The 24,610-nt window shown below is 73.2% G+C and carries 25 protein-coding genes; 13 read left to right on the forward strand and 12 right to left on the reverse strand.

Annotated elements, in window-relative coordinates:
• The first annotated feature begins 224 nt into the window (after nt 1–224).
• The 8 genes from K1J60_RS11350 (at nt 225) to K1J60_RS11385 (ending at nt 5,083) form a co-directional block, all read left to right on the forward strand.
• Nucleotides 225–605: a Tat pathway signal sequence domain protein gene (locus K1J60_RS11350; protein ID WP_220646117.1), complete on the forward strand. Its 381-nt coding sequence runs from the start codon at nt 225–227 to the stop codon at nt 603–605.
• The gene (locus tag K1J60_RS11355; protein ID WP_220646118.1) at nt 602–1,240 is read left to right on the forward strand and encodes a class F sortase; all 639 of its coding nucleotides are present in this window, start codon (nt 602–604) and stop codon (nt 1,238–1,240) included. The genes K1J60_RS11350 and K1J60_RS11355 overlap by 4 nt, the downstream gene beginning before the upstream one ends.
• Before the next feature lie 62 nt (nt 1,241–1,302).
• Complete coding sequence (locus tag K1J60_RS11360) at nt 1,303–1,803, forward strand: RNA polymerase sigma factor (RefSeq protein ID WP_220646119.1); 501 nt, start codon at nt 1,303–1,305, stop codon at nt 1,801–1,803.
• Nucleotides 1,787–2,254, forward strand: a complete 468-nt coding sequence (locus K1J60_RS11365) for a hypothetical protein (protein WP_220646120.1) — start codon at nt 1,787–1,789, stop codon at nt 2,252–2,254. The genes K1J60_RS11360 and K1J60_RS11365 overlap by 17 nt, the downstream gene beginning before the upstream one ends.
• Before the next feature lie 170 nt (nt 2,255–2,424).
• Nucleotides 2,425–2,892: a hypothetical protein gene (locus K1J60_RS11370; protein ID WP_220646121.1), complete on the forward strand. Its 468-nt coding sequence runs from the start codon at nt 2,425–2,427 to the stop codon at nt 2,890–2,892.
• A 94-nt stretch (nt 2,893–2,986) separates the two neighbouring features.
• Entirely contained in the window at nt 2,987–3,637 is a 651-nt protein-coding gene (locus K1J60_RS11375; RefSeq protein WP_220646122.1) for a DUF305 domain-containing protein, read from the forward strand.
• 145 nt (nt 3,638–3,782) lie between these two features.
• Entirely contained in the window at nt 3,783–4,151 is a 369-nt protein-coding gene (locus tag K1J60_RS11380) for a BlaI/MecI/CopY family transcriptional regulator (protein WP_220646123.1), read from the forward strand.
• A 20-nt stretch (nt 4,152–4,171) separates the two neighbouring features.
• The gene (locus K1J60_RS11385; protein WP_220646124.1) at nt 4,172–5,083 is read left to right on the forward strand and encodes a M56 family metallopeptidase; all 912 of its coding nucleotides are present in this window, start codon (nt 4,172–4,174) and stop codon (nt 5,081–5,083) included.
• A 140-nt stretch (nt 5,084–5,223) separates the two neighbouring features.
• Here the strand turns inward: K1J60_RS11385 and K1J60_RS11390 are convergent, their stop codons facing one another.
• Nucleotides 5,224–5,943: a DUF5134 domain-containing protein gene (locus K1J60_RS11390; protein WP_220646125.1), complete on the reverse strand. Its 720-nt coding sequence runs from the start codon at nt 5,941–5,943 to the stop codon at nt 5,224–5,226.
• Nucleotides 5,944–6,188: 245 nt separating this feature from the next.
• Here K1J60_RS11390 and K1J60_RS11395 point away from each other — a divergent pair, with 245 nt between their 5' ends.
• Nucleotides 6,189–6,737, forward strand: coding sequence for a DUF4396 domain-containing protein (locus tag K1J60_RS11395; RefSeq protein ID WP_220651416.1), 549 nt, complete (start codon nt 6,189–6,191; stop codon nt 6,735–6,737).
• A 172-nt stretch (nt 6,738–6,909) separates the two neighbouring features.
• Here K1J60_RS11395 and K1J60_RS11400 read toward each other — a convergent pair whose 3' ends face one another.
• The gene (locus K1J60_RS11400; RefSeq protein WP_220646126.1) at nt 6,910–7,452 is read right to left on the reverse strand and encodes a DUF1707 SHOCT-like domain-containing protein; all 543 of its coding nucleotides are present in this window, start codon (nt 7,450–7,452) and stop codon (nt 6,910–6,912) included.
• Between the two features lie 663 nt (nt 7,453–8,115).
• On the opposite strand from K1J60_RS11400, the gene K1J60_RS11405 reads away from it, so the two are divergent.
• From K1J60_RS11405 to K1J60_RS11420, 4 genes are all read left to right on the forward strand, one after another.
• A complete protein-coding gene (locus K1J60_RS11405) occupies nt 8,116–9,801 on the forward strand; it encodes a ribonuclease J (RefSeq protein ID WP_220646127.1) in 1,686 nt (561 codons plus the stop codon).
• Between the two features lie 103 nt (nt 9,802–9,904).
• Complete coding sequence (locus tag K1J60_RS11410) at nt 9,905–10,696, forward strand: spermidine synthase family protein (RefSeq protein WP_259407681.1); 792 nt, start codon at nt 9,905–9,907, stop codon at nt 10,694–10,696.
• 52 nt (nt 10,697–10,748) lie between these two features.
• Nucleotides 10,749–11,282, forward strand: a complete 534-nt coding sequence (locus K1J60_RS11415) for a TerD family protein (protein ID WP_220646128.1) — start codon at nt 10,749–10,751, stop codon at nt 11,280–11,282.
• Nucleotides 11,283–12,068: 786 nt separating this feature from the next.
• Complete coding sequence (locus tag K1J60_RS11420) at nt 12,069–12,563, forward strand: Fur family transcriptional regulator (RefSeq protein WP_220651417.1); 495 nt, start codon at nt 12,069–12,071, stop codon at nt 12,561–12,563.
• 276 nt (nt 12,564–12,839) lie between these two features.
• On the opposite strand, the gene K1J60_RS11425 is transcribed toward K1J60_RS11420, so the two are convergent.
• The 10 genes from K1J60_RS11425 to K1J60_RS11465 all read right to left on the reverse strand — a co-directional run bounded on the left by K1J60_RS11425 (nt 12,840) and on the right by K1J60_RS11465 (nt 24,539).
• A complete protein-coding gene (locus tag K1J60_RS11425; RefSeq protein ID WP_220646129.1) occupies nt 12,840–14,597 on the reverse strand; it encodes an ABC transporter ATP-binding protein in 1,758 nt (585 codons plus the stop codon).
• Entirely contained in the window at nt 14,594–16,333 is a 1,740-nt protein-coding gene (locus tag K1J60_RS11430) for an ABC transporter ATP-binding protein/permease (RefSeq protein WP_220646130.1), read from the reverse strand. The genes K1J60_RS11425 and K1J60_RS11430 overlap by 4 nt, the downstream gene beginning before the upstream one ends.
• On the reverse strand, nt 16,330–17,556 hold the full coding sequence (locus K1J60_RS11435; protein WP_259407682.1) for a nitroreductase family protein: 1,227 nt from the start codon (nt 17,554–17,556) through the stop codon (nt 16,330–16,332). The genes K1J60_RS11430 and K1J60_RS11435 overlap by 4 nt, the downstream gene beginning before the upstream one ends.
• A gap of 11 nt (nt 17,557–17,567) precedes the next feature.
• Nucleotides 17,568–18,947 carry a YcaO-like family protein gene (locus tag K1J60_RS11440; protein ID WP_220646131.1) on the reverse strand — a complete coding sequence of 460 codons (1,380 nt, stop codon included), beginning with the start codon at nt 18,945–18,947 and terminating at the stop codon, nt 17,568–17,570.
• A complete protein-coding gene (locus K1J60_RS11445) occupies nt 18,944–20,425 on the reverse strand; it encodes a CocE/NonD family hydrolase (RefSeq protein ID WP_220646132.1) in 1,482 nt (493 codons plus the stop codon). The genes K1J60_RS11440 and K1J60_RS11445 overlap by 4 nt, the downstream gene beginning before the upstream one ends.
• Complete coding sequence (locus K1J60_RS11450) at nt 20,422–21,276, reverse strand: hypothetical protein (protein ID WP_220646133.1); 855 nt, start codon at nt 21,274–21,276, stop codon at nt 20,422–20,424. The genes K1J60_RS11445 and K1J60_RS11450 overlap by 4 nt, the downstream gene beginning before the upstream one ends.
• A gap of 91 nt (nt 21,277–21,367) precedes the next feature.
• A complete protein-coding gene (amiA, locus tag K1J60_RS45750) occupies nt 21,368–21,481 on the reverse strand; it encodes a streptamidine family RiPP (protein WP_240797855.1) in 114 nt (37 codons plus the stop codon).
• 57 nt (nt 21,482–21,538) lie between these two features.
• A complete protein-coding gene (locus tag K1J60_RS11455; RefSeq protein ID WP_220646134.1) occupies nt 21,539–22,360 on the reverse strand; it encodes an ABC transporter ATP-binding protein in 822 nt (273 codons plus the stop codon).
• A gap of 20 nt (nt 22,361–22,380) precedes the next feature.
• Entirely contained in the window at nt 22,381–23,388 is a 1,008-nt protein-coding gene (locus tag K1J60_RS11460) for a FecCD family ABC transporter permease (protein WP_220646135.1), read from the reverse strand.
• On the reverse strand, nt 23,385–24,539 hold the full coding sequence (locus tag K1J60_RS11465; protein ID WP_220646136.1) for a FecCD family ABC transporter permease: 1,155 nt from the start codon (nt 24,537–24,539) through the stop codon (nt 23,385–23,387). Before K1J60_RS11465 ends, K1J60_RS11460 begins: the two co-directional genes overlap by 4 nt.
• Between the last annotated feature and the right edge of the window lie 71 nt (nt 24,540–24,610).

Below are 24,610 nucleotides of genomic sequence, written 5' to 3' on the forward strand. Positions count from 1 at the left end.
GGATCCGGTGCGGGTGGCCCGCTCCCCGCCCTCCGGGGCCCGGGACGACTTTGCCATCTCTTTACAACGTGTTCCGCCGCTGTCTCGTCTCTCCGCTCGGTACGTGACGCCGCCGCAGGCCGGGCAACCGACCGGGCGGCCCACGAAGCCGTTCCACCGAGCCGTCCCTCTGCCGAACCCGGCCGGGACGGCGGCCCGCCGAACCCGACACGAAAGAGCGACCCATGCGCCGAACCGTCCTCAGTGCCACGGCACTCGCCTTCACCGCCGTGCTGGCGACCGCGCTGCCCGCGTTCGCCGACGGCACGAGCCCGACCGCCGTACCCAAGGAGGCCTCCAAGGCGGCGACCCCGGTCCCGTCCGCCCCCGCCACGGACCACCCGTCGGACTCCGGACCCACCGAGGCCACGGACGAGGGCGACGCGAGCCCCGTACCGAGCCAGGTCCCCGTCGTCCCCAGCGGAGCTCCCGACACCGGTACGGCGCCGAAGTCGGAGGGGTCCGGCGGCGCGGGCGTGCTGGCGGGCACGGGCGCCACCGCGGTGCTCCTCGGCGGCGGCGTGGCGGTCGTTCTCGTACGTCGCAAGCGGGCGAACCAGGCGTGACCCCGCTCTCCAGGCGCGCCTTCGCCGTCGCCGCGGCGGCCTCACTGCTGGTGAGCTGCGACGACCGCCCCACCGACCACGCCACGACCGCCCTACCGGAGGACGAGGCGACCCCGCTTCCGTCCTCGTCGTCCTCGCCGTCCTCTCCTCCGACCAGTGGCGCCGCCCGCCCGCTGGGCCGTTCGGTCCCGGTGCGGCTGCTGATCCCGGCGATCGAGGTCGACACCCCGGTCATCCGGCTGGGGCTGGCCCCGGACGGCACGGTGGAGGTGCCGCCGGTCACGGAGCACGACAGGGCGGGCTGGTACCGGCACTCGCCGACGCCGGGCCAGACCGGCCCGTCGGTGATCCTGGGACATGTCACGGTCGGGCCGTACGGCGACGGGGTCTTCCGCCGGCTCGCCCGACTGCGGCGGGGCGAGCGGATCCAGGCGCGCCTGGAGAACGGCACGACAGCGGAGTTCACCGTCGACTCCGTACGAACGGTCGCCAAGGCCGACTTCCCCACGAACGACGTCTACGGCAACGTGAACCGTCCCGCGCTGCGCCTCATCACCTGCGGCGGCCCGCGCACGGGCGAGGAGTACCGGGACAACGTGATCGTCTTCGCGACGCTGAGCTCCACCGCCCGGTGACCCACACCCCACCCGCCCCCTCCCCTTTGCCTCTTGTCGCACCATCACGACCATGGAGAGCGTTGAAACGGTCCCGTGAGAAGGCCGCGTCCGAGTTGTTCGCCGCCCTCTACCCGCGCCTCGCCGGCTGGTGCCGTCGGCTGGTCGACGACGACGAGACGGCCCACGAGATCGCGTCGGAGGCGTTCACCCGCCTCTGGGCCCGGTGGACATCCGTGGCGGAACCGCACGGCTTCCTCTACGTCACCGCGGCCAACCTCGTACGGGACCACTGGCGCAAGCTCGAACGCGAACGCAAGGCGATGCACCGGGCCACGGCCGAGGCCGCGGTGCGCCCGCGGTACGACCAGGCCCCGGAGACCGACCCCTCGGTCCGGCTGCTCGTGCGGTCACTGCCGGAACGGCTGCGCGTACCGATCCTGCTGCACTACTACGCTGACATGCCGATCCGGGAGGTGTCCGCGCTGACCGGACGCAAGGAGGGAACCGTCAAGGCCGACCTCCACGCGGCCCGCGAACTGCTCCGCGCCCACCTGAGGAGAAGCCTTGATCACACGCCCTGACGAGGGCCCGGACTTCGAGCCCGACGACCCGCTCACCGTCCTCCTGCGTCCCCCGGCCGACCGCCTCGGCCCACCGCCGGGCCGCTACGAGACGATCCGCCGCAGCGCCGCGCGCCGCCGTCTGGTCCGGGCCGCGGCCGGTGCCGCCGCGACCTGCGCGGTCGCCGCCCTCATCGCCCTTCCCCTGCACCTCGGCCGGGACGAGGCCCCCGCGACCCCCTCGGCCCCCCTGGCCCCACCCTCCACGACCAGCGCGTCCCCGACCCTGCCGCCGGCCCCCACACCCGACACCCCCGACACCCGCGACACCCGCGCGCCCTCCGAAGGCCCCGCGAGCCCGGTCCCCTCGGACCCGCCCACCAAGAGCGGCACCGACGCCGTCGCCCCGTCGGCCACCCCGTCCCAGGCCGCCGAACCCTCGGCCCTGGACCGCGACCCCGACGCGTCCTGACCCACGCCCGCCCTCGCATCCACACGGCAGCGCCGACACCTTCGCCACGTGATCTGCACCACTAAACCGCTTAGTAGAACAGTAGAAAACGCCCCTTCGCCCGACAGGACGAACGTTCCCTGGGTACGGTCGTGGCAGCAGATCAAGAACGGTCGGTGACGGAGTCCAGCATGAAGGCGATTCGACGCGTACGCGCAGGTGGCACCCTCGGCCACTTGCTGCTCGTCGCCGTACTCGCTCTCAGCGTCTTCGCGATGCACAGCACGGGGCATCCCGACGAGTCCGCCCACCCTGGCGGGTCCGCGCACGTCAGCGGGTCCGGGCACGTGAGCGAGTCGGTGCCCGTCAGCGGGTCCGCGCACTCCATGAGCACCGCTTCCCGTGCGACGGCGACGGCGACGGATGCGGCCCCCACGGGGTCGCGGTCCTCGCACGAACCGGCCCCGACCATGGACATGCAGTCCCTCTGCGTGGCGATCCTGCTCGGCGCATGGGTTCTCACCGCCCTGCTCACGTCGGCGTTCACCCGCCGCCGTAAGGAATGGGCGGAGCTGCTCGCCCAGGTCGCCGCCCTCGCGCGACCCCGCCCGCCGCCACGCGGGCCCGATCTCACCCGTCTGTCAGTTCTGCGGCTGTAGGCCGAACCGCTCACGCGGGCGCGCGTCCAGCGCGACCCCGCGGCTTCGCCTGCCCACGAACAGCCCAGAACGCACACCCCGAGGTGAATCGACCATGACAGCCCTTACGCGTACCCCCCGCCGGACGCGCCTCCGCCGCGCCGCCGCCACCGCGAGCGTCGTCGCCGTCGGCGCCCTGTTGCTCACCGCCTGTGGCGACGACATGGACGGCATGGACCACGGCAGCGGCAAGAGCTCGACGTCCGCGTCCGGTGACGCCGGATCCGCCGACTTCGACGACGCGGACGTCACCTTCGCGCAGATGATGATCCCGCACCACGAACAGGCCCTGGAGATGGCCGAACTCGCCGACGACCGGGCGTCCGACGCGGAACTCAAGGACATCGCCGAGCAGATCGAGAAGGCCCAGGACCCGGAGATCGAGACGATGCAGGGATGGCTGCGGTCCTGGGACCGCCCGACGGCGGTCGAGTCCATGCCCGGCATGGACCACGGGGGCAACGGCGGCAGCGCCGACGGCATGATGTCCGGCGCGGACATGCAGCGACTCAAGAACATGAAGGGCACCGACTTCGACAAGCTGTTCGCCCAGCTGATGATCGAGCACCACAACGGCGCCATCAGCATGGCCGAGGACGAGATGAAGAACGGCAAGAACGGGGCCGCCGTGAAGATGGCGGGCGACATCGTGAAGAGCCAGACCGCCGAGGTCGAGCAACTCGACGACATCCTCGACCGACTCTGAACGCCCCCGGCGCGGGCCGACGTACGGCCCGCGCCGGCCCACGCGCATCCGGCCCCCACGGCTGCCGAGGAGTGGTGACGAGCAAGCCATCTACTATGCCCCTGCGTATGCGCGTGCGCGTCAACAGCCAGAAGGAGTCAGGGCCATGCGACGGCTGGGGGACCTGGAAGCGGAGATCATGGACCGCCTCTGGACGTGGAACCGTCCGGCGACGGTGCGCGAGGTCGTGGACGATCTCAACAAGACCCGCCCGCTCGCCTACACCACGGTGATGACCGTCACCAACATCCTCTACAACAAGGGCTGGTTGCTGCGGGGCAAGCAGGGCCGCGCCTGGCTGTACACCCCGGTGCGCAGCCGCGAGGCGTACGCCGCCGCACTGATGGAGGACGGATTGGACGCGAGCAAGGACCGACCGGCCGCGCTGGTCCACTTCGTGGAGAACATGACGGAGGAGGAGCAGGCCGCCCTGCGCAAGGCCCTGCGCGCGGTGGGACGGCAGCCGAAGTCGTGAACGCGGCATCTCTCCTGAGCGTGAACGCGGCTTCCCTCCTGCTCGTCTACACGGCGACGGTCGGCTTCGTCGCCCCTGCCCTGGTGCTGCGCGCCTCCTGGCCGCACCGGGCACCCGCCCTGGCCCTGGCGGTCTGGCACACCCTGACGGTCTCCTTCGTCCTCGGGGCCGCACTGACCGCGTACCACCTGCTCATGCCCACCGAGCACACGCACGTGGGACTCCTGGGCCTGCTGCACTCCTGCGGACTCGACCTGGGCGCGAGCGGGCCCGGTCACGACACCGCGGGCGGCCTCGCCGTCGTCGTTCCCGCGGCGCTCGGGGCAGCGCTCGCGGGCAGCTTCGCCTTCCATGTCGTACGAGCCCGTCGAGCGCGGGCCCGGCACCGGGAGGCGGTGGATCTGGTCGGCCGCCGCTCCGCACGGCTGGGTGCCACCGTCCTGCCGTACGACGTACCCGCCGCCTACTGCCTGCCGGGCCGCCGGCCGAGGATCGTGATCAGCGACGGCGCCGTACGGGAGCTGGCTCCTGAGCAACTCGCGGCGGTTCTGGAGCATGAACGGGCGCATATCGTGGGCCGCCACCATCTGGTGATCGCCGCCGCCGCGGCGTTCCAGTCGGTCTTCCCCCTGCTCCCCCTGGCCCGTCACGCCCGCGCCCAGACGGCACTCCTGCTGGAGATGGTCGCCGACGACCGCGCGTTGCGCGCCCACTCCGACGGGGCCCTGGCGAGCGCGATGTACGAGATGGCGGCGGCCCGGACCCCGAAGGGCGCGTTCGCGGCGGGCGGCCCGGCGGTCCTGATCCGGATCCGGCGGGTACTCGGGCCACGCCGTCCTCCGCACCGCGCGTTCTGGGGTTCCGTCGCCACCGCGACCGCGACCGTTCCGCTGTTGCCGCTCCTCGTCGCCTGCCCCCTCGGCGCCACCTGACGTCACCGCCGACCTCGACACCGACACCGACGCAGACGCAGACGCAGACGCGACGCAAGACCTCGACGGCGCCGCGCACCGAGGCCTGCCGCCCGCACTCGGGCCCCGACCACCCACGCGATGCGCAGCGCCCGTTCGGGTCAGACGGTCATCATCAGCAGCATCGTCGCCATCGAGCCGCCCATGCCGATGTGACCGGCCAGGCGCGCGTTCGGCACGGACAGCACTGCCGGGGTACGGGTCGCTCGACGGTGGCGGGCCCCGGTGACCGATCCGGAGGATGATCCGCCCGTCTCCCGCATCCGGGCACGTACGGCCAGAGCCACGGCCGCCAGGAAGTAGGCGGCCAAGGCCCAGAAGGCGACGCGCCACAGCATCGCGGAGCCCGAGGTGGCGGCCGCCTCGGTGACGCCGTGGGCGCCCATGCCCTCCATCCCGGCCGCGCCCTCCGCCCCGGCCGCGCCTCCATGGCCGTGCCCGGAGGAGCCGGCCAGGGCGAGCGTGGGCCCCGAGGCTGCGCCGGGCATGGCCAGGGTCATCACCACCATGGCGGCGCTGCCGATCACGAGATGGGCGCCGTGCCGCAACTGCCGCACACCGCCGCGTACGGCATGCCGCACGGACAGCGCCACGCCCCCGAGACAGAGCAGTCCGAACACGGCCGCCCACCACACGCCGTATGTGCCGTACAGGGTCGCGGTCGGAGGCGCCGCCATGACGGCCATCCCGCCACCCATGACCGCCTCGGCCCCTGCCTCGAACCGGCCCCAGCCTCTGACCAGCGCCAGCCGTACGAGGTTCCCGACGGCCGCCCCGGTTCCCAGCACCACCAGCGTCCAGCCAAGAAGGTGTCCAGCCACGTCGCCACCCCTCACGGGACCCGGAGATCCGGCTCACCGATCGTCAACCACTACGTATCCGCTTAGTACGTAGCAGCGAACCCTCCGACTCAGTCAGGCGAACCACGGCCGCCTCGACAACCGCTCGCAGTTCCCGAACACATCTTCACTATATACCCCCAGGGGGTATAGTCTGGCCGGGCGCCCGAAGAAGGATCACCATGGATGAGAATGGGGAGGAAAAGGTCATGGACCACAAGGACCACATGGATCAGGTGGGCCACAGGACTCACCACGACGGCACCGCACACGACCACACGGCTCACGACGAGGACCGACACAGCCACTCCGACCAGGCGCTGCCACACGGGGCACACGGCGGAGCATCCTGGGCCACGGCGACGAAGGCGACCCTGCACTGCCTCACCGGGTGCGCCATCGGCGAGATCCTGGGCATGGTCATCGGCACGGCCCTGAGGTGGGACAACGTGCCGACCATGATCCTGGCCATCACGCTCGCGTTCCTCTTCGGCTACTCGTTCACCCTGTTCGCGGTGCGACGAGCCGGCCTGGACCTCAGGAGCGCGATCAAAGTGGCCCTGGCCGCCGACACCGTCTCGATCACCATCATGGAAGTGGTCGACAACGCCATCATCGCCCTCACCCCCGGCGCGATGGACGCCCATCTCGACGACGCCCTCTTCTGGTCAGCCCTCCTCGGCGGCTTCGCGGTCGCCTTCCTCGTCACGACGCCGGTCAACAAGTGGATGATCGGCCGGGGCAAGGGCCACGCGGTCGTCCACGCGTACCACTGACCTACGCACCCTTGCGGATCGTCAGAGGACTCTGCGGTCGGCTCAGGGAATGATCTTCGCTCCGCCGATGAAGTGGACCTTCCCGTTCGCCTCGTTCACGGTGCCGCCGTCGCCTCTCCCGACCAGCCTGCGAACAAGCACCGGATGTGTGGCCCTGGTGCCGGATGACGACTCAACGCCAGGCGTGGCGGACCTTCAGTCGTCCGAATCCCATGGTCCCGGAGATTCGGACGACCGGCCCGGCGGGGCGGTAACGCCGTGGGGCCCGGTAGCGCAGATCCTTCCACCCCGTGCGCAGCGCCTCGACGTCGACGACCGCGTCGCGGGGCACCGTGATTCTGGCCCCGCCGGTTCCGAGTTGCAGCTCGATGTCGACGACCGGATGCTCGATGATCGCCCGGGACAGATCCAGGCGCACACGTCCGAACGCGGATCCGACCTTGAGGATCCGAGGTACCCGCCACGCGCCGCGCCGCTTGATCCGTCCGCCGGCGACGGCGATCGTCGATGTGGTGGCCGGTTGCTCCTCCGGGAGGGAGGCCAGAGCCGACACGAGGTCACTGTGCGCCTTGGCGGTGAGCACGTGGTGGAGGTGTTCGTCCAACTCCTCGTGCGAGATGAACCCTTCGACGTACGCCTCCTGCAGGCGCCGCACCGCCGTATCGCGGTCGCCTTCGCCGATCGACGACGGCGAGTCTTCCGGTAAGGGGGCCACCGTCTCACCCTACTGCCGTGCCGACGATGCGCCGCTCGTCGTAACGGCCCCTTGGTGAAAGCGTGATGGACAGTGCTGGCCCGGCGAGCGCATCGGCCCGCGCCGTCGGAGCCTGGCCCCACGCCAGTTGGCCACAGGGCCGCCTGCGACGAGGAGGAGCGAGGCCTCGCGACGCGGTCGCGGAAGCGGAGCGCCGAGGCCGCTGGACCGGGCGGGCCGACGGGCGCTGTACCGGAAACCCGCCGTTCACCACCCGTGGGCCGCCGGGGAAACAAGCGGTTTCTAGCGTGTCGGCTCATCGATTCGACGCTGCATACGCAGTCGGATGCGTTCCCGGATCCGACTGCGGGCTCCGCCCCGGTCTCCGCCCTGGCCCTGTGCACCGCTCCGGACCTGCCTCTGGGCACGTCCCCGGGTCGGGCCCGGCCACTGGTCGCCGGCACCACCCACCACCCGTCATCGGGCCCTGGGCTCCGCTGCGGATCCGAACGCAGGTCCAACCGCAATCGCATCCCTGGTGCGGCGCACCGGTGGCGGGACCTCCCACTTTCACTGTTCCCTGTCTCTGTCCCGGCGAGGAGAGGCACCCGGCAGCGCACCGCACCTCGCGTCCACCGTGCGGGCAAGCGATCAGCACGGCGCACTCTTCGATAACGTGAGCGCATGAGCCATCCGCACCCAGAACTCAAAGCCGCCCCACCGCTGCCGGACGGAGGACTCAGGGTCACCGCCCTGGGCGGCCTGGGCGAAATCGGCCGGAACATGACCGTCTTCGAGCATGCAGGCAAACTGCTGATCGTGGACTGCGGTGTGCTGTTCCCGGAGGAGAACCAGCCCGGCGTGGACGTGATCCTGCCCGACTTCACCTCCATCAGGGACCGCCTCGACGACATCGTCGCCGTCGTCCTCACCCACGGCCACGAGGACCACATCGGCGGCGTGCCCTACCTGCTGCGGGAGCGGGCGGACATCCCCCTCGTCGGCTCGAAGCTCACCCTCGCCTTCATCGAGGCCAAGCTCAAGGAGCACGGGATCAGGCCCCGCACGGTGCGTGTGCGCGAGGGCGACCGGCGCGGCTTCGGCCCCTTCGACTGCGAGTTCGTAGCGGTCAACCACTCCATCCCGGACAGCCTCGCGGTGGCCCTGCGCACCGGAGCCGGGATGGTGCTGCACACCGGTGACTTCAAGATGGACCAGTTCCCCCTGGACGACCGCATCACCGACCTGCGCGCCTTCGCCCGCCTCGGCGAGGAGGGTGTGGACCTGTTCCTCACCGACTCCACCAATGCCGAGGTCCCCGGCTTCACCACCTCCGAACGCGAACTGAACCCCGCGATCGAACAGGTGATGCGCACCGCACCGCGGCGGGTCATCGTCTCCAGCTTCGCCAGCCACGTGCACCGCATCCAGCAGGTCCTGGACGCCGCCCACCAGCACGGCCGCAAGGTGGCCTTCGTGGGCCGCTCCATGGTCCGCAACATGGGCATCGCCCGCGACCTGGGCTACCTCAAGGTTCCGCCCAACCTGATCGTGAACACCAAGGAGCTGGAGAAGCTCCCCGCCCACCAGGTCACCCTGGTGTGCACCGGGTCCCAGGGCGAACCGATGGCCGCCCTGTCCCGGATGGCCAACCGCGACCACCAGATCCGCATCGGGAAGGGCGACACCGTCCTGCTCGCCAGTTCCCTCATCCCCGGCAACGAGAACGCCATCTACCGGGTGATCAACGGCCTGACGCGGTGGGGCGCCAACGTCGTCCACAAGGGCAACGCGAAGGTGCACGTCTCCGGCCACGCCAGCGCCGGCGAACTCGTCTACTGCTACAACATCGTCCGCCCCCGCAACGTGATGCCCGTACACGGCGAGTTCCGTCACCTGCGGGCCAACGCCGACCTCGCCATCCGCACCGGCGTGGACCCCGACCGGGTCGTCATCGCCGAGGACGGGGTCGTCGTCGACCTCGTCGACGGCCGCGCCTCCATCACCGGCAAGGTGCCCGCGGGCAACGTCTACGTGGACGGCATGGAGGTCGGCGGCGCCACCGAGGCGTCCCTCAAGGACCGGGTCACCCTCGCGCAGGAGGGCGTCATCACGGTCGTGGCCATCGTCGACGCCGACACCGGCGGGCTGGCCGAGGCCCCCGACTTCCTGGCGCGCGGCTTCGTCCACGACGACACCACCTTCGAGCCGGTGATCCCCGTCATCGAGAAGACGCTGGCCACCGCCGCCGAGGAAGGTGTCGGCGACGCCCACCAGCTCGAACAGCTCATCGCCCGCGCCGTGGCCAACTGGGCCTTCCGCACCCACCGCCGCAGGCCGCTGATCATCCCCGTCATCATCGACGCCTGACCGGGCCACGGCCCCGGCTCCCCCGCTCCCGACCGCGGGGGAGCATGTGTCGCCATGCCGGCCACAGCCCCCGTGCGTCCACGAACGTCAGAAAGGTGAACGGATGAGCCTGCGCCTGGAGGAGATCGACTGGCAACCGACGCCGATGGGCGAGATCAGTCTGCGCCGACGCCGCCACCCGGTCTCGGCAGAGGACGTGTACGAGGTGAAACTCGGCGACGAGTTCCTGATGTCCAGCCTCTTCACCACCGGCGAGATCGCGCTCGCCGAACTCGCCCTGGCGCAGATGCCGGACACCGAGATGGACGTGGCCGTCGGTGGACTCGGACTCGGCTACACCGCCCAGGCAGTCCTGGACGATCCCCGGGTGCGCTCGCTGACCGTGATCGACGCGCTCGCCGAAGTCATCGGCTGGCATCGACGGCACCTGGTGCCACTCGGAGCCCGGCTCACATCGGACGACCGCTGCCGCCTCGTCCACGGCGACTTCTTCGCGCTGGCCGCCGACCCCCGCGGTCTGGACCCCGAGGAGCCGGGCCGTCGCTTCCACGCCATCCTGCTGGACGTCGACCATTCACCGCGCCATGTGCTCCACCCGCGCCACGCGGCGCTCTACCAGCCCGCCGGGCTTCGCGCTCTCGCCGCTCACCTCCACCCGGGCGGAGTGTTCGCCCTGTGGTCCAACGACCCGCCCGACGAGCAGTTCACCTCCGCACTCACCGAAGTCTTCGCACGAGCGGAGGCCCGTGTCGTCGCCTTCGACAACCCCCTGCAGGGCGGCACCTCGACCAACACCGTCTACCTGGCCGGCAAGGCACCGACTCGCTCGCACCGCCGCACGTCGAAGGAGCCGACGGTGCAAGGTGTCGACGGAAAGGCGGAGAAGCATACTTGACCATGCGGGGGACCATCCCGCAGCGGCTTGGCAGGGGAAGGGCGGCAATCCGGTGAGCGGCGGCAGCCAGGCAGTGGAGAAGGCCGAAGTACGGCTCAAGTGGGACCCGAGTCACTGGGAACAGCCACACCACCATCTCGACATCATCGCCACGACCTACTCGACGGATGCCCCTCACGGGCGGCCTGTGTACGTCGTCCATTTCGACAGCCGCTCACCGGACGGCACCATCAACATGAGCCGGCACAGCCAGACCGGTCAGGGCTTCGGCTACGTCGAAGTGATGACCCTGGAGCTCGGTCGCCTCGCTCCCTCCTTCGCCCGGGTGGTCGTAGGCGTGGCGATCCACCAGGACAGCGGCCCCAAGACCTTCGGCGACCTGTCGAACGCCGGAGTGCTGGTTGTCGAGGGGTACAGGGAACTTCTGAAGGACGACCTCGCGCAGGTCTCCGGATCCACCGCGGCGACGGTCGCGGAGTTCACCCGGGATGCTTCCGGAGCCTGGGAGTTCCATGAGATGGTCCGAGGGTTCGACAGCGACCCCGAGATCTTCACCATGGAGATGGGCAGCGCGCCACAGTCCTGAGTGACGGTCGGGAAGCCGGGCGGACCGCGGATCCGGCGGGCTGCGGCCGGGGGGTGGACCGCGCGGCGGGCATCCCGCGAGAGCCACACGACGGATCGCCGGGACGGACGAGGACGCCGTCGACGGTGAGTTCCCGTCCACGGTGTCCGCGCAGTCGAGGTGCCCGTCCGGGTTCTTGCCCGGCGCGAACACGCTCTCCGGGTGATTCTTGTCCAGCGCCCAGTCGATGTCGTCGATGTAGCCGCCGCCTATGACACCCAGGCTGTCGGCCAACGCCTCGTGGTGCTCCTTCAGCAGACCCGGGTCCGCACCGTGCTTCTCCATGACGGGCCGGACGGTGGTCGCGGCCACGGCACCGTCCGGCCCGGTACGCACCCGTGTCAGCGAGGCCGCTCACGGACAGGGAAGACCTGCGAACGCGTGGGCAACGGCCGCGCCCGGTGGTTCGAAGTCGACCTGCCCGTTGTGATCGCCCTGCGGCGCACCTCCTTCACGTACACGCCGCGCCGGACGATGACGCCCCCTGCCGGCCGAACTGCCGCTGCTCTACGGGCAGATGGTGTCCGCGGTCGCCGCGCAACGCCTGCCCCAGCCCGAGGGCCACCGGCTCAACCACCTGCGCCTGCCCTGACAGCCGACGCGGCGGCGCTTCCTGGGGCGGAAGCCGGCGTGAATGAGTCCACCACCCGACCCTCGACACCCCGCGGACTCTCGAACCGCGGATGGTGAACACGCACCCTGCCCCCGGCCCTCCAGGCCCTCGCCTTCTTTGAATCCGTGCTGGAAATGATTACCGTGTGCGTTATCTCTTGGAGGTGGGCAGCCCTGCGCGAAACATCAGCCACTCAGCTGCCGGCGCCGTTGCGCACGACACGACAACGGAAGGCCGTCATGAGTGCCCTGCATCAGCGGGCCGGCTTCACCTCCGCCCAGGAGCTGCACGAGGCGATGGAGGCCGACGGCATCACCATCGGCCTGACCACGGTGTACCGGACCCTGCACGCCCTGGACCGCTCCGGACAGGTCGACGTCGTGCGGGAGAGGAGCGGAGAACGGCTCTACCGGCCGCGACCCGCCGACGGTCACCGCCACTACCTCGTCTGCCGCGACTGCGGCCTCAGCACGGAGGTGGAGGCGGACACGGTCGAGCGATGGGCCGAGAAGGTGGCCGAGGTCATGGGCTTCGCCGAGGTCGAGCACACGGTCGAACTGAGTGGCGTGTGCGACCGGTGCCACTTCACCCGGAACACCACACCGGCCCCGACGGACCGGCACGCCTGAACCGCCCCTGCCACCCCCGACGGGCGGGCGAGTTCTCAGCCCGGTCGCCACCCTGCCGCGGCTGCCGCCCGGGGCACCGCGCTCAGCGAGAGCCTGTCCGTCAGCAACGCGGCGCACGGCGGATCCGCCCTCGGTCTCAGACACAGGGGCGCATACACGTGGGGCCCCTCCCCGTGCCGCCCACCGTCGTGGCGGCATTCGTAGGGAAGAAGTCGGGGCCGGGTGCCGGCGCGCTCGAGCCTCCCCCTGCCCGGGCCCCCGGGCGGCGTCCCGTGCTCAGGAGGGGGTGGAGAGTACGCGGTTGAGCGCGCTGCCGGGGCGGCTGGTGAGGTCCTCCCAGGTTCCCTCTTCCGTGATGCGGCCCGTCTCGAGGACTGCGATGCGGTCGGCACGTCGGATCGTGGCCGGCCGGTGGGCGATGACAATCGTGGTGCGGCCCTTCTCCCGCAGCGCGGCGGCGAGCTGGGCGTCACCGGTGTTGTCCAGATGGGCGGTGGACTCGTCGAGGACGAGGACGCGCGGGCGTACCAGCAGCGCGCGGGCGAGGGCTATGCGGGCCCGCTGTCCTCCCGAGAGCGTTGCGCCGCGCTCCCCGACGAGGGTGTCCATCGTGGCGATCCGGTCGACGCCGCAGCGGCGCGCCGCCGTGGCGAGCAGGTCGTCGTCCGCTTCGGGTGCGGCGAGCCGCAGGTTCTCGGCGAGAGTGCCGTGGAAGAGGGGTGTCTCCTGTCCCACGAGAACGACCGCCCGCCGCAGTTCGGGGTCTCCCACGTCCCGGACGTCCACCAGGTCGCCGTGGGCGGAGACCAGCTGGACCGTTCCCTCGGAGGGGTCCCAGAACCGGGCCAGCAGGTGGGCGATGGTCGACTTGCCGGCTCCCGAGACACCGACCAGGGCGAGTGTCCCACCCGGGGGGACGGTCAGGTCGACGCCGTCCAGCACGGGCTGTCCGCCGTAGTCGAACCGCACGCCGTGCAGCCGGACACCCAACGGACCGGGCGGCAGGGGACGGGGAGCGGCGGGCGGCGGGGCGAGAGCGGGGGCCTTGACAGCCGCGCCGACGCGGGCGGCCGCGGCCCGCAGTGCCACGGCCTGGCTCAGGGCGCGCGCCGACTCCGCGACCGGACCGAGGACGGACAGGGCCAGGGCCATCGCCGCCGGGGCCCATGCGCCGTGCAGCCGTCCGGACGTCACGGACTGCGCCGCCGCGGTGACCACGCCGAGGACGGCGGCCACGATGAGCAGGTCGCGGACCGATGCGGCGACCGCCTCCCAGGTGGCCTCGGCGCGCTGGGCGTCGCCCAGCTGCTGTCCCCGCCTCGCCAGCGTGCCGCGGCGTTCCGCGAGCCGGCCGAAGGCGAGCAGTTCACGCAGCCCGTCGACGGTTTCCACGGTGTCGGCGGACAGCCTCGCCGCGGCCGTCCGGGTGCGGCCGCCGCGTGCCGCGCGCCCGCGCGCGTCGGCGAAGGGCGCCGCGGCGAGGAGGGCCGCGACCGGGAGTACGGCCGCCAGCAGCCACGGTTCCACCACGGCGAGGACCAGGGAACCGCCGGTGAACATCGTTGCCGAGGCCAGCAGTTGGGCGGTGGTGTGGGCATAGAAGAACTCCAGCGCCTCCACGTCGGCCATGGCGGTGGCGGCGAGGTCGCCGCTGCGCCGGGCCGCGATGCGGGCGGGCGCGCTGCGGGCGAGTCCGTCGAAGACGCGCACCCGCAGTACGGCCAGCACCCGGTAGGCCAGGTCGTGCGAGAGGTCCATCTCCCGCCAGGTCGTCAGGGCGCGGACGAGGACCAGGGCGCCGAGTGCGGTGACGGTGGCGGCCGAGGGGGCTCTCCCTTCGATGACGGCGGTACCCACGGTGTGCGCGGCCAGGGTGACCAGCGCGACGAGGGAGCCCTGTTCGAGGAGGGCGGCGGCGCAGGTGCGGGCCGTCATGGCGCGGTGTGCCGCGAGGGCGGGAAGAAGGGCCCGCAGTGCGCCTCGCGCGGGTACGTCCGCTTCGGAGGGGGCGGTGGTGGCGGTGGCGGTGCTCATGCGGCGAGTTCTCCTCGGTGGGCGCGGCCGGCGTCGACGAGCCGCGCGTAGACGCCGCCGGCCTCGACCAGGCCGGCGTGCTCGCCGACGGCGTCCACCCGTCCTTCGTCGAGGACGACGATGCGGTCGGCGTGCCGGACGGCGGCCAGCCGGTGGGCGACCACCAGGACGGTCCGGCCGCTCGCGGCGTTCATCAGCTCCCGGAGGATGTCCGCTTCGCGGCGCTCGTCGACCGCGCTCGTGGCCTCGTCGAGGACCAGCACCGGGGCGTCCGCGAGCAGGGCGCGCGCGAGGGCGAGACGCTGGCGCTGGCCACCCGAGAGGGTGGCGCCGCGCTCACCGAGGACGGTGGCGTAGCCGTCGGGGAGGGCGGCTATCTCGTCGTGGACTCCGGCGACGCGTGCCGCCCGGGTCAGGTCGTCGTCCGTGGCGCCGGGCCGGGCCAGGCGCAGGTTGTCGGCGATGCTGGCGTGAAAGAGGTACGTCTCCTGCGACACGACGGCGATGCCCCGCCGCAGCGAGTCGAGGGTGTACTCGGTCGTGGGGCGCCCGTCGAGTGTGATCCTGCCCTCCTGCGGGTCGTGGTGGCGCAGGAGCAGGGCCAGCAGCGTGGATTTGCCCGCGCCGGAAGGGCCGACGATCGCCGTCGTCCGTCCCGCCTGCGCGGTGAAGGAGACGCCGTCGAGGGCCGGCGCCCGTGTGCCGTCGTAGGTGAACCGGACGTCTTCGAAGCGCACTTCGGGCGGGGTCGTCCAGTGGGCGGGGGCCTCTCCGATGTCGGGGACGGCCGGCTCGGCGGTGCGCAGGGCCGCGAGGCCGTCCGCGGCCGACACGCCCAGGTATCCGGCGTGCCATTCGCGGGCCAGGTCGCGGACCGGCCGGAAGCACTCGGAGGCCAGCAGCAGCACCAGATAGGTGCCGGTCGCCGTGGTGGATCCGGTGACGGCCGACCAGCACGCCAGGAGCGCGGCCGCGGCGGTGCCGCCCTGGATGGCGAGGTCGGTGATGGCGGTGTCGACCAGGGACACCCTCAGTTTGGCGACGGTCGCCCGGTGCAGCGCGGCGGACCGCTCCTCCAGGCGTGCGCGGGTGCGCCCGACTGCGCCGGCGGCACGCAGGGCGGGCATGCCCTGGAGCGCCTCCAGGTAGTCGGCGCCGAGCCCTTCGTAGGTGTCCCAGTGCTCCTTGCCGCGGGCGGCCAGGAGCCGGTCCCAGGCGCGCGGACCGGCCAGGGCCAGCAGCAGGGCGGGGACGAGGCCGAGGAGTGCCCACGGTTCGACCACGGCCAGGGCGGCCAGGACCAGGGGCGGCACGGTGAGGGTGATCAGCAGCTGGGGCAGGTAGCGGGAGACGTAGGCGTCGACGCCCTCCACCCCGTCGACGAGGGTGGTGCGGACGGCTCCGGCCCTCGCGGTGGTCAGGTGGGCGGGCCCCAGCCGGCCCAGGTGGGTGAGGAGTTCGTCCCGCAGGGTCACCCTGACCCGGGCCCCGGCACGCGTGGCGGTGCGCCGCTGCCACACGGAGAGCCCGGCGCGGGCGGCGACGACGGCGAGCACCGCGGCCAGCAGCCACGGAAGCGAACCGGTGTCGCCGCGGGCCAGGTGGGCGAGCGCGAGGGCCAGCAGTGCGGCCTGTGCCAGGTGGGTCAGGGTGACGGCGCCCTGCAGGAAGGTGGACGCGAGCAGGGGGCGACGGGCGCCCCTGGCAGCGCGGCGCAGCTCGGGGTGGACGATCACGTGGCGTTCTCCTCGTCGGCGTGGCGGGTGCCAAGGGCCAGGCCGTGGACGACCCAGTCCCGGCCCGGGGCGGCGCCGAGGGCGGCGCCGAGGTCCGCCTGCTGCCACGAGCCCACGGGCCGAGCCGCCAGCCCCTGGCGCAGGGCGGTGACATGGGCCAGGTGGACGGCGAAGCCGGCCCGCAGGTGGGCGCGGCGGATGTGCGCGGCGTCGGCGTCCGCGGGGCAGCCGTGGGCGAGCAGGACGGCGCCCGCGTCCGCGATCCACTCCTGGCCCGCGGCCCAGGCCGCGAGGGTCGGGCGGGCCTCTCCCGCCGCGTACCGCCGCAGGGTCGTGCCGTCGGCGGACAGCGCCATCAGGGCGGGTCGCGGCGGACCCACCGCGGCGCACCAGCGCAGGTCGCCGCCGCCCGGCCGTGCGGCGGTCGTGAGGACCTCCCGCAGCGTGCCCGTGCCCGCCCGTTCCGCAGTGGTGAGGACCGCCAGCAGCGCGTCCCGGGACGGGGCGCCTGGCAGAGGCGGCGGGGTACTGCGGCGCGCCAGCAGTTCGGCGGGGGTGACCGGGCCCCCCGGCGGGTCCAGGACGCGGGCGCAGCCGTCCGGGTGCGCCTGGCCCCGCCCGCCCTCCTGGTGCACCGGGCCGCCCCGCCCGCCGGGCGGCGGGACGTGCACGGTGGCCAGTGGGCTCTCGGCAGGACCGCCCAGCCGTACCTCGGGCTCGTCCGTGCCCAGCGCGCGGGCCGCGAGGAACAGGGCCGCGGCGGCGTGCCCTGTGTCCAGCAGCAGCAGCGGCCAGGCGCGGTGGCCGTAGTGGGAGACCGTGCGCCGTGAGGTGACGGAGAGTTCGGCGGTCACTCCGGGCGGTGTGCCCTCGGGTTGCCGACCGAGGCGGTGGACGCGGTGGCGCAGCGGGTCGTAGCCGTAGCGGCCGGGCGGCAGGGAACAGCCCGCGCCCACGTGCAGTTCGGCGTCCACCGGGTGCAGTGCGCCGGCGGAGGACACGGGCCTGAGGCGTCCGGAGTCGTCCGCCGCGGACAGCGAGTGGCGCAGCAGGTCCCCCAGGTCGAGGTCGGCCGGGCCGGCCGGCGGGAGGGGGCGGGGCGGTCCGGGCCAGGCCCGGACCGCTCCCCCGGCGGGTGTGTCGGGTCCGGGTGGCTCCGGGGAGCGTGCGCGAATGAGGGCGGCGACGAGGTCCACCGGGCGGTCCTCGCGAAGGTCTTCCACGGGTGCGGCCCTCACATGTGCGGCGGAGGCGCCAGCGTGAAGTCCTCCGGGGCGCTCGGCGGGCTCGTGCGCCACCCTCGGGCGACGGCGGCCTCGGCGAGGCGCGGGCAGCCGAAGTAGCCGAAGGCGGCAGGGGCGTTGGGCAGCAGCCCGGAGACGAGCACCCGGGCGACGCGCAGGGAGGTCTCGGCCACGTCCTCCGTGGTGAGGTCGAAGGTCATGACACGGTGGCCGCCCGCGTGCAGCGTGCTGTCCAGTCGCTGCCGGCTGCCGCGTTCGACCTCGTCGAGGGACACGGTCCCGAGCGCCGGCTCGGTGAACCGCCTGGCCTCGGCGGCCATCCTCTCGTCCAGCCACACCTGTACATGGGCGCCCAGGTCCCGCACGTGCTCGAACTGCTCGCCGCACACGTCGAGATAGCGGCCGTCGGCCCGGTGGTCCAGGTACAGCCCGCGGGCGAGCAGCCCGGCCTCCACGGCCTGGAACACCCAGCCGTCGGGATCGGTCAGGCCCTGGGTGAACACCCAGGTGTGGACGGCTTCCAGGACGGCCTTGCGGGCGGCCTCGGCCGGGTCGTGCTTGCAGGCGAACCCGGCCGCGTACAGGCCGAGGCGCGGGTCGTGCACGAGCGCGGCCATGCAGGGGGCGAACTCCGAGTACATCTCCACGATGTGGACGTCGAACGCGGAACCGGCGAGGTCGTCGGCGAGGCCGGGCACACTCGCCGGGTCGATGCCGCGGGCCGGGCCGTCCAGATGCCACCACAGTTCCAGGGCGTCCCGTTCGACGATCTCCAGCAGGCCGCGTTCGACGGCGTCGTCGAGACCCTGTCCCGTGGCGATCCCGGCGTAGTTGAGGTGGTGGGTGCGGGGCAGCTCGCGCAGCTCGCCCTGGCGCCAGTTGAGGTGGGTGAGCGCGACGGGCGCCCAGACCTCCGCCGCCCGTCCGCCGGGCAGCAGTTCGGTGCCGCGCGTCCACAGGGCCGGGGTGTCGGGCGTGAGGGGGCGATAGGGGAACTTCTCCCGGGCGTACTGCCAGTCGGCGTACGCGGGCAGGTCCCCCGGGCCGTAGAGCCGCAGACCCTTGTCGGCCAGTTCGGTGGCGGTGGCCCGTACGGGGGCGTCGGGGTGGCCGGGCGGTGGGACGCGGTTGCCGCAGTACCGCTCCACGCCCTCTGCTATCGCGGCGACACGGGCTTGGCCGGGGTCGCCGAAGGTGGTGCCGAGGGAGACCCGGTCGGCGGGCCACAGGCCGTGTCTGCGGGCGTCGGATATCTCGGCCGTGAGCGCGGTGTAGCGGGGCGGGGCGCCCGTGGGGTGCTCGACGGGCTCGACCTTGCGGACGATGCCGCAGACGGGGTCGACGAGTGCTTCCAGCGACAGCGTCGTCATCTCAGGATCTCCTGCGCGGGGTCGACGGGGGTGGGGCGGGACGGGAGCACGGGCAGGCTCAGCACCACGCTGTCCGGGTCGATCTCGCGCCGGGAGACGTGCAGCCGGCCGACCGTCACCGGGTCCTCCCCGGTGTGCGGGTTGCGGGCGTGGGCCGGGAAATGGTGTCCGGCGATCTCCAGGCGCAGCCGGATGCCGGCGCTCAGCCGACGCGCGATCCGGCCGAGGCCGACGGTGAACGCGGCTTGGTGGCCTGCCTGTTCGTCGCGCCGGACGACTCCGACGGCGAGTTGCTCGGCGACCCCTTCCGGTGTGAGGGCGACCAGGCGAACGGCCCAGTCGGCGGACGGTGTGTGGGCCGTGGCCCGCAGGTGCACGCTTGCGGGGCCGACCACGTCGAGCGGACGCGGGAGCGGCGGGGTGACCAGCAGGCAGCGGTCGGGCGGGCCGTCGGCGGGGACGGTCAGATCGTCGGAGCGGACGGGCCGGCCGGGATCGGCGGTGAACGCGGCCCCGTGCAGCAACCGCGGCCGTCGGGTGCGCGGTTCGCCCTCCGTACCGGCGGGCAGCCACAGATCGGACCCGCCCAGCCCCTGTGAGCCACGGCGGCCCGGCGCCAGTTCGCCGGCCAGGGCGCGGCGGGCCCAGCGCACGTACAGCTCGCCGAGGTTCACCCGGTGGGCCGGACCGGCGTCGGGGCCGGGTGTGGAACCGAGGCCGTGGCCCCAGGGGCCCAGCAGCAGCCGCGCCGAGGGTCCGCCCCAGGCGTGCCACAGTGCGATGGTGTCCTCGGTGAAGTGGTCGTGGTGGCCGCCCACCGCGAGCAAGGGCACGGCGGCGTGCGCCGCCCGCGCGATCAGGCGTCCGCGGTCGCGGTGCCGCCACAGGTCCGCCCAGGAGGGCAGCCCGCGGCCCAGCCGTTCGGGGAGGCCGATGAGCGGCAGGTGGGTGAGCAGACCGGGGTCCGCCGTGAGGGCCCTGTCCAGCGCGTTCTCGTCCGAGTCCGGTCGGTCGCCGTGGGCGGCCCACCATCCGGCGCGGGAGAGCAGCCGCTCCACGCCGGACGCCTCGCGTGCCGTCTCCGCCAGGCCGAGGGCGGGTACGGCCGCGAGGACGGCGTCGGGCCGGGCGTCCTCGGGCACGTCGAGAGCGAGGACGAGGGCGCAGTGGGCCGCGTAGGAGGCACCTACGGCCACCAGTCGGCCGTCGCTCCACGGCTGCCGCCGGATCCAGCGGACGGTCGCCGCGCCGTCGGCGGCTTCGTTCGCGTAGGGGTGCCACTCCCCCGGTGACGCGAACCGGCCGCGCACGTCCTGGACGACGGCGGCGAATCCGCGGCGGGCCCAGCCGCGCGCCTCGGCCCGGTGCCGGGTCCGGTCGTAGGGAGTGCGCAACAGGACGGCCGGGAAGGGACCGTCACCGGCCGGGAGGAGCACGTCGGTGGCGAGTTCCTCCACGGTCGCGTCGAACGCTGTCATCCGTCCTTCTCCGGCATCGGTGCCACGTCGGGCACCGGGAGGACGGGGTGCTCCGTGACCGTCAGCGTGCGCAGGTCCACGCGGCGGAGCCGACGACGGGCCGGGAGACCGGCCGGGTCCGGGGCGCCGGTGGCCCACCGGCCGAGATCGTCCGCGAGCAGCGCCGCGAGCAGCGTGGCGGCGGGCGGGGTGAGCCGGACCGGCGCGCCGGAGGTACGAGGTCCGCTCCAGTACGCGGCCAGTTCGCGGTGGGCCGGGGTGGCGGCGAGCCGGCGGGACCGGACGTGCGCCGAGGTGACGTCTCCGGGAGCGGCGGCCACCGGCTCGACGTACGCCTGCCAGCCCTCTCGGTGGCAGCGCAGCCACGCGACGCCGTGGTCGGGCAGGCTGTCGGCGGCGCCCCACAGCCCGTCCGGCACGGGTCCGTCGAGGCACCACACGACCGCGGAGGGGTCTCCGTCGAGCAGGTCCTCGACGCCCACCGTTGATCCGCCCGAGGCGGTGACGGCGTCAGTCGTGCGAGGCCGGGCGCCCAGGGCGGCCAGCTGCGCGGCGAGCGGTTCGGTCAGTACCGGGTCGCCGAGGATCCGGATGTCCCGGCGAGCGGCGGGCCACTGCGAGTCCTGCGGCCCTTCGGCCAGATAGCCCGCCTCCCCGAACGCCCGCACCACACGATCGAGTCCCTCGCCCACCGAGCCCGTTGTCACGCCGGTGAGCCGGGAGAGCAGAACGTCCTCGTCGGCACTCTCCGTCCTGACGCTGAGGAACTCCCCTTCCTGGGTCCGGACGGCGAGCCCTCGCCCGGGCACGGCGACGACCTCTACACCGGGGACGAGTCGGCTGCGGGACACGGCGATCCTCCTGACGAAAGGTGGGGGATGGGCGTGGGCCCGCCCGGAAGGCAACGGGCGGGCCCACGGTCGAGGGTGGCCGGACCCTCGCTTACTCCTCGTTGTCGTCGAAGGGGTTCTCGACGAGCGCGTTGGAGTGGGAGGCCGAAGCGTGGGCCAGCTGCCCCTGGTCGGCGATCGGCGTGAAGATCTGCTCGTTGTCCATGAACTCTCCTTGTACGTCCGGGAGTTACGGCGTTCGAGTGAGCGCCGCGACAACACGTTAATGAATCTGATTTTCATATTCTAGATCTGGGAGGGGGTGATCTGGGTAACACACCGGCCAGCCTCCCTCGGGGTCCCGGCCGACCCGTCCCGCCACCTTCAGCACGTCCGCCAGCAATCCCGGGGTCACCACCTCGCCCGGCGCGCCGTCGGCCACCACACGGCCGTCGCGCAGGGCGACGACGCGTTCGGCGAACCGGGCCGCGTGGGCCAGGTCGTGCAGCACCATCACCACGGTGAGCCCGCGTTCCCGGCGCAGGCGAACCACCGTCTGCAGCACGTCGAGCTGGTGGTGCAGATCCAGGTAGGTGGTCGGCTCGTCGAGCAGCAGGACACGCGTGTCCTGGGCGAGCGCCATCGCGAGCCGGACCCGCTGCCGCTCGCCTCCGGACAGCGCGTCGACGTCACGGTCGGCCCACTCCTCCACCCCGACGTCCCGCAACGCCCGGTGCACGACGGGGTCGTCGCCCTCGCGCAGCATGCCCAGCGGTCCGCGCGCCGCGTACCGGCCCTGGCGGATGAGGTGACGCACCGTCATGCCCGGGACGGCCGGAGCGGACTGGTGCAGCAGGGCCACCCTCCGGGCCGTGGCGCGCCGGGACAGCCGGGCGAGGTCGTCCCCTCCTAGCCGAACACGCCCTTCGTCCGGTTGCAGCAGGCCGGCGGCCAGCCGCAGCAGGGTCGACTTGCCGCAGCCGTTCAGCCCGATGAGGGCGGTCAGTTCGCCCGGCCGGACGGTCAGGTCGACGCCCCGCAGTACAGGTCGCCCGGGATAGCCGAAGTGGACCCCCTCGACGTGGATCCCCACGGACTCGGTCATGCTCTGTCCTCGATTCGACGTCAGAACGTACGGCTCGGCGTGCGGCGCACGACGACCAGCAGCAACGCGGCGCCGAGGCAGGCGGTGAGCGCCCCGACCGGCAGCGTGAGCCGTCCGGAGTCCAGCGCCCCCGCCAGCAGCCGCGAGGACAGCTGCGCCGCCGCGTCCGCCCCGCACACCACCACCGCGCCCACCAGGGCGGCGCCGGGCAGGCTCACCCGCAGATCCGCACCGAAGACGGCCACGGCCAGGTGCGGAACGAGCAGTCCCACGAAGCCCAGCGCCCCGACGGCGGCCACCGCGCCCGCCGTCAGCGCCACCGCGCACAGCAGGGCCAGGGTCCGGGCCGGGCGAGCCGAGAGGCCGGCGGCCAAGGCGATGTCGTCCCCGCAGCGCAGCAGGGTCAACGGCCCGGCCAGCAACCAGGCCGCGACTCCCCAGACGAGGGCCCACGGCCACAGCAGGTGCCAGTGCTGCCACACCCGGCCCTCCGTGGTGCCCACCAGCCACTGGACGACACTGCCGAGTTCGCCCGGCTCCACCAGGAGCACCATCGCGGTGAGCCCGCCGAGCACCGCCGACACCAGCACCCCGTGCACGGCGGTATGCGCGGGGTCACCGCGCCCGCGGCCGGCGAGCAGCCACAGCAGCGCGGCTCCGACACACCCGCCCGCGCACGCGGCGAGGACCACAGCCAGGGGCGAGTCCCACCCGGCGAGTCCCAGGGCGGTCGCGGTGACGGCTCCGAGCACCGCCCCCGGGGTCACGCCCGTCACCTCCGGCCCGGCGAGGGGATTGCGCAGGGCGGACTGCAGGACCAGCCCCGCGACGGCGAGACAGGCACCGGCGACGAGAGCCACCAGCAGCCTGGGCAGGCGCAGTTGGAACAGGATGTGGCGCTCCGTCGGGTCACCGCCGCCGTTCAGGACGTCCCAGGCCGCGCCCGGGGACATGCCGCGCCCGGCCACCAGTTCCACACCGGCGCACACGACGGCCAGCGCCGCGAGAACCGTGAATCGCCGGATCACCGTACGTCCTCCGTTCTGGTCGCCCCCGAAGAGGGCGGGCAGCCATCGTCGATCCGGCCGCGCCCGGGCGCGTCTGCGCTCACGTCGTCCGACGCCCTGGCTCGGGAGAGGTCGTCCGCGGCACCGGAAGCCGCCTTCCTCGGTCCGGGCAGCGGCTCGCGCACCGCGGCCGCGGCGGCCGGCCTGCGCCGGGCCGCCCGGCCGCGACCGCCCGACCGCATCAGCGCGACCCCGGCCGGCACCCCCAGCAGGGCCGTCCACGCACCTGCCGGTGTCTCCACGGGCGCCAGCGCCAGCCGAGCCGGGAGGTCGGCGACGACCACGGCGACCGCGCCCCAGACTGCGGACCACGGAAGCCAGCGCACCGCCCCCGCCGCGGGGTCGAACCACCGGGCCAGGTGCGGGGCGAGGAAGCCCACCCACGCGACGGGCCCGCACACGGCCGTCACCGGGGCGATCAGCACCACCGCGATGGCCAGTGCCGCCAGCCGGGCGCGCTGGGCGCGCACACCCAGCGCCTCGGCGTCCTCGTCGCCCAGCCGCATCACCGACAGCACCGGCGCGCACAGCACGAGCGCGGGGGCCGCGACGAGCAACCACGGCCACAGACCTGCCACGTCGTCCCAGGTCCGGGCCGACAGGGAGCCGAGCAGGTAACGGTAGATGAGCTGGAGGTCCAACTGGTCGGCCATGACCATCAGGACGAGCAGCGCGGCCTGCAACGCGGCCGCCACCGCGGCGCCGGTCAGCAGCACCGCGGACGGACTGCGGCCGAGCCCGGCGGCCAGGAGCGTGAGACCGCCGCCGAGCGCGGCCCCGCCGATGGCCAGCATCGGCTGGACGGCGGCGGGCAGTGACAGGCTCAGCACCAGCGGCGCGGCCACCCCCAGAGCGGCACCGGACGACACGCCCAGCATCTCCGGCACCGCCAGGGGATTGCGCAGCGCCTCCTGGAGCACCAGCCCGGCCGCACCCAGACAGGCTCCGGCGACGAGCGCCAGCACCAGTCGGGGCACCCGGAGTTCGGTGACGACGATCCCCGCGAGCGTGGTGTCCCCGTCCAGCACCGCGGCGACCAGCCGGTGCGGTGGGACGTAGGGGGTGCCGAGGCTGAGCGCGCAGACCGAGGAGACGGCCAGCAGGACGACCACCAGGAGCGGCTGCCCCCTCCGCGCGACGCGCGACGCCCGCTGTCCGTCCGACGCGACGGGTGCCGAGAGGG

The sequence above is a fragment of the Streptomyces akebiae genome (assembly GCF_019599145.1).
GTDB classification, from domain to species: domain Bacteria; phylum Actinomycetota; class Actinomycetes; order Streptomycetales; family Streptomycetaceae; genus Streptomyces; species Streptomyces akebiae.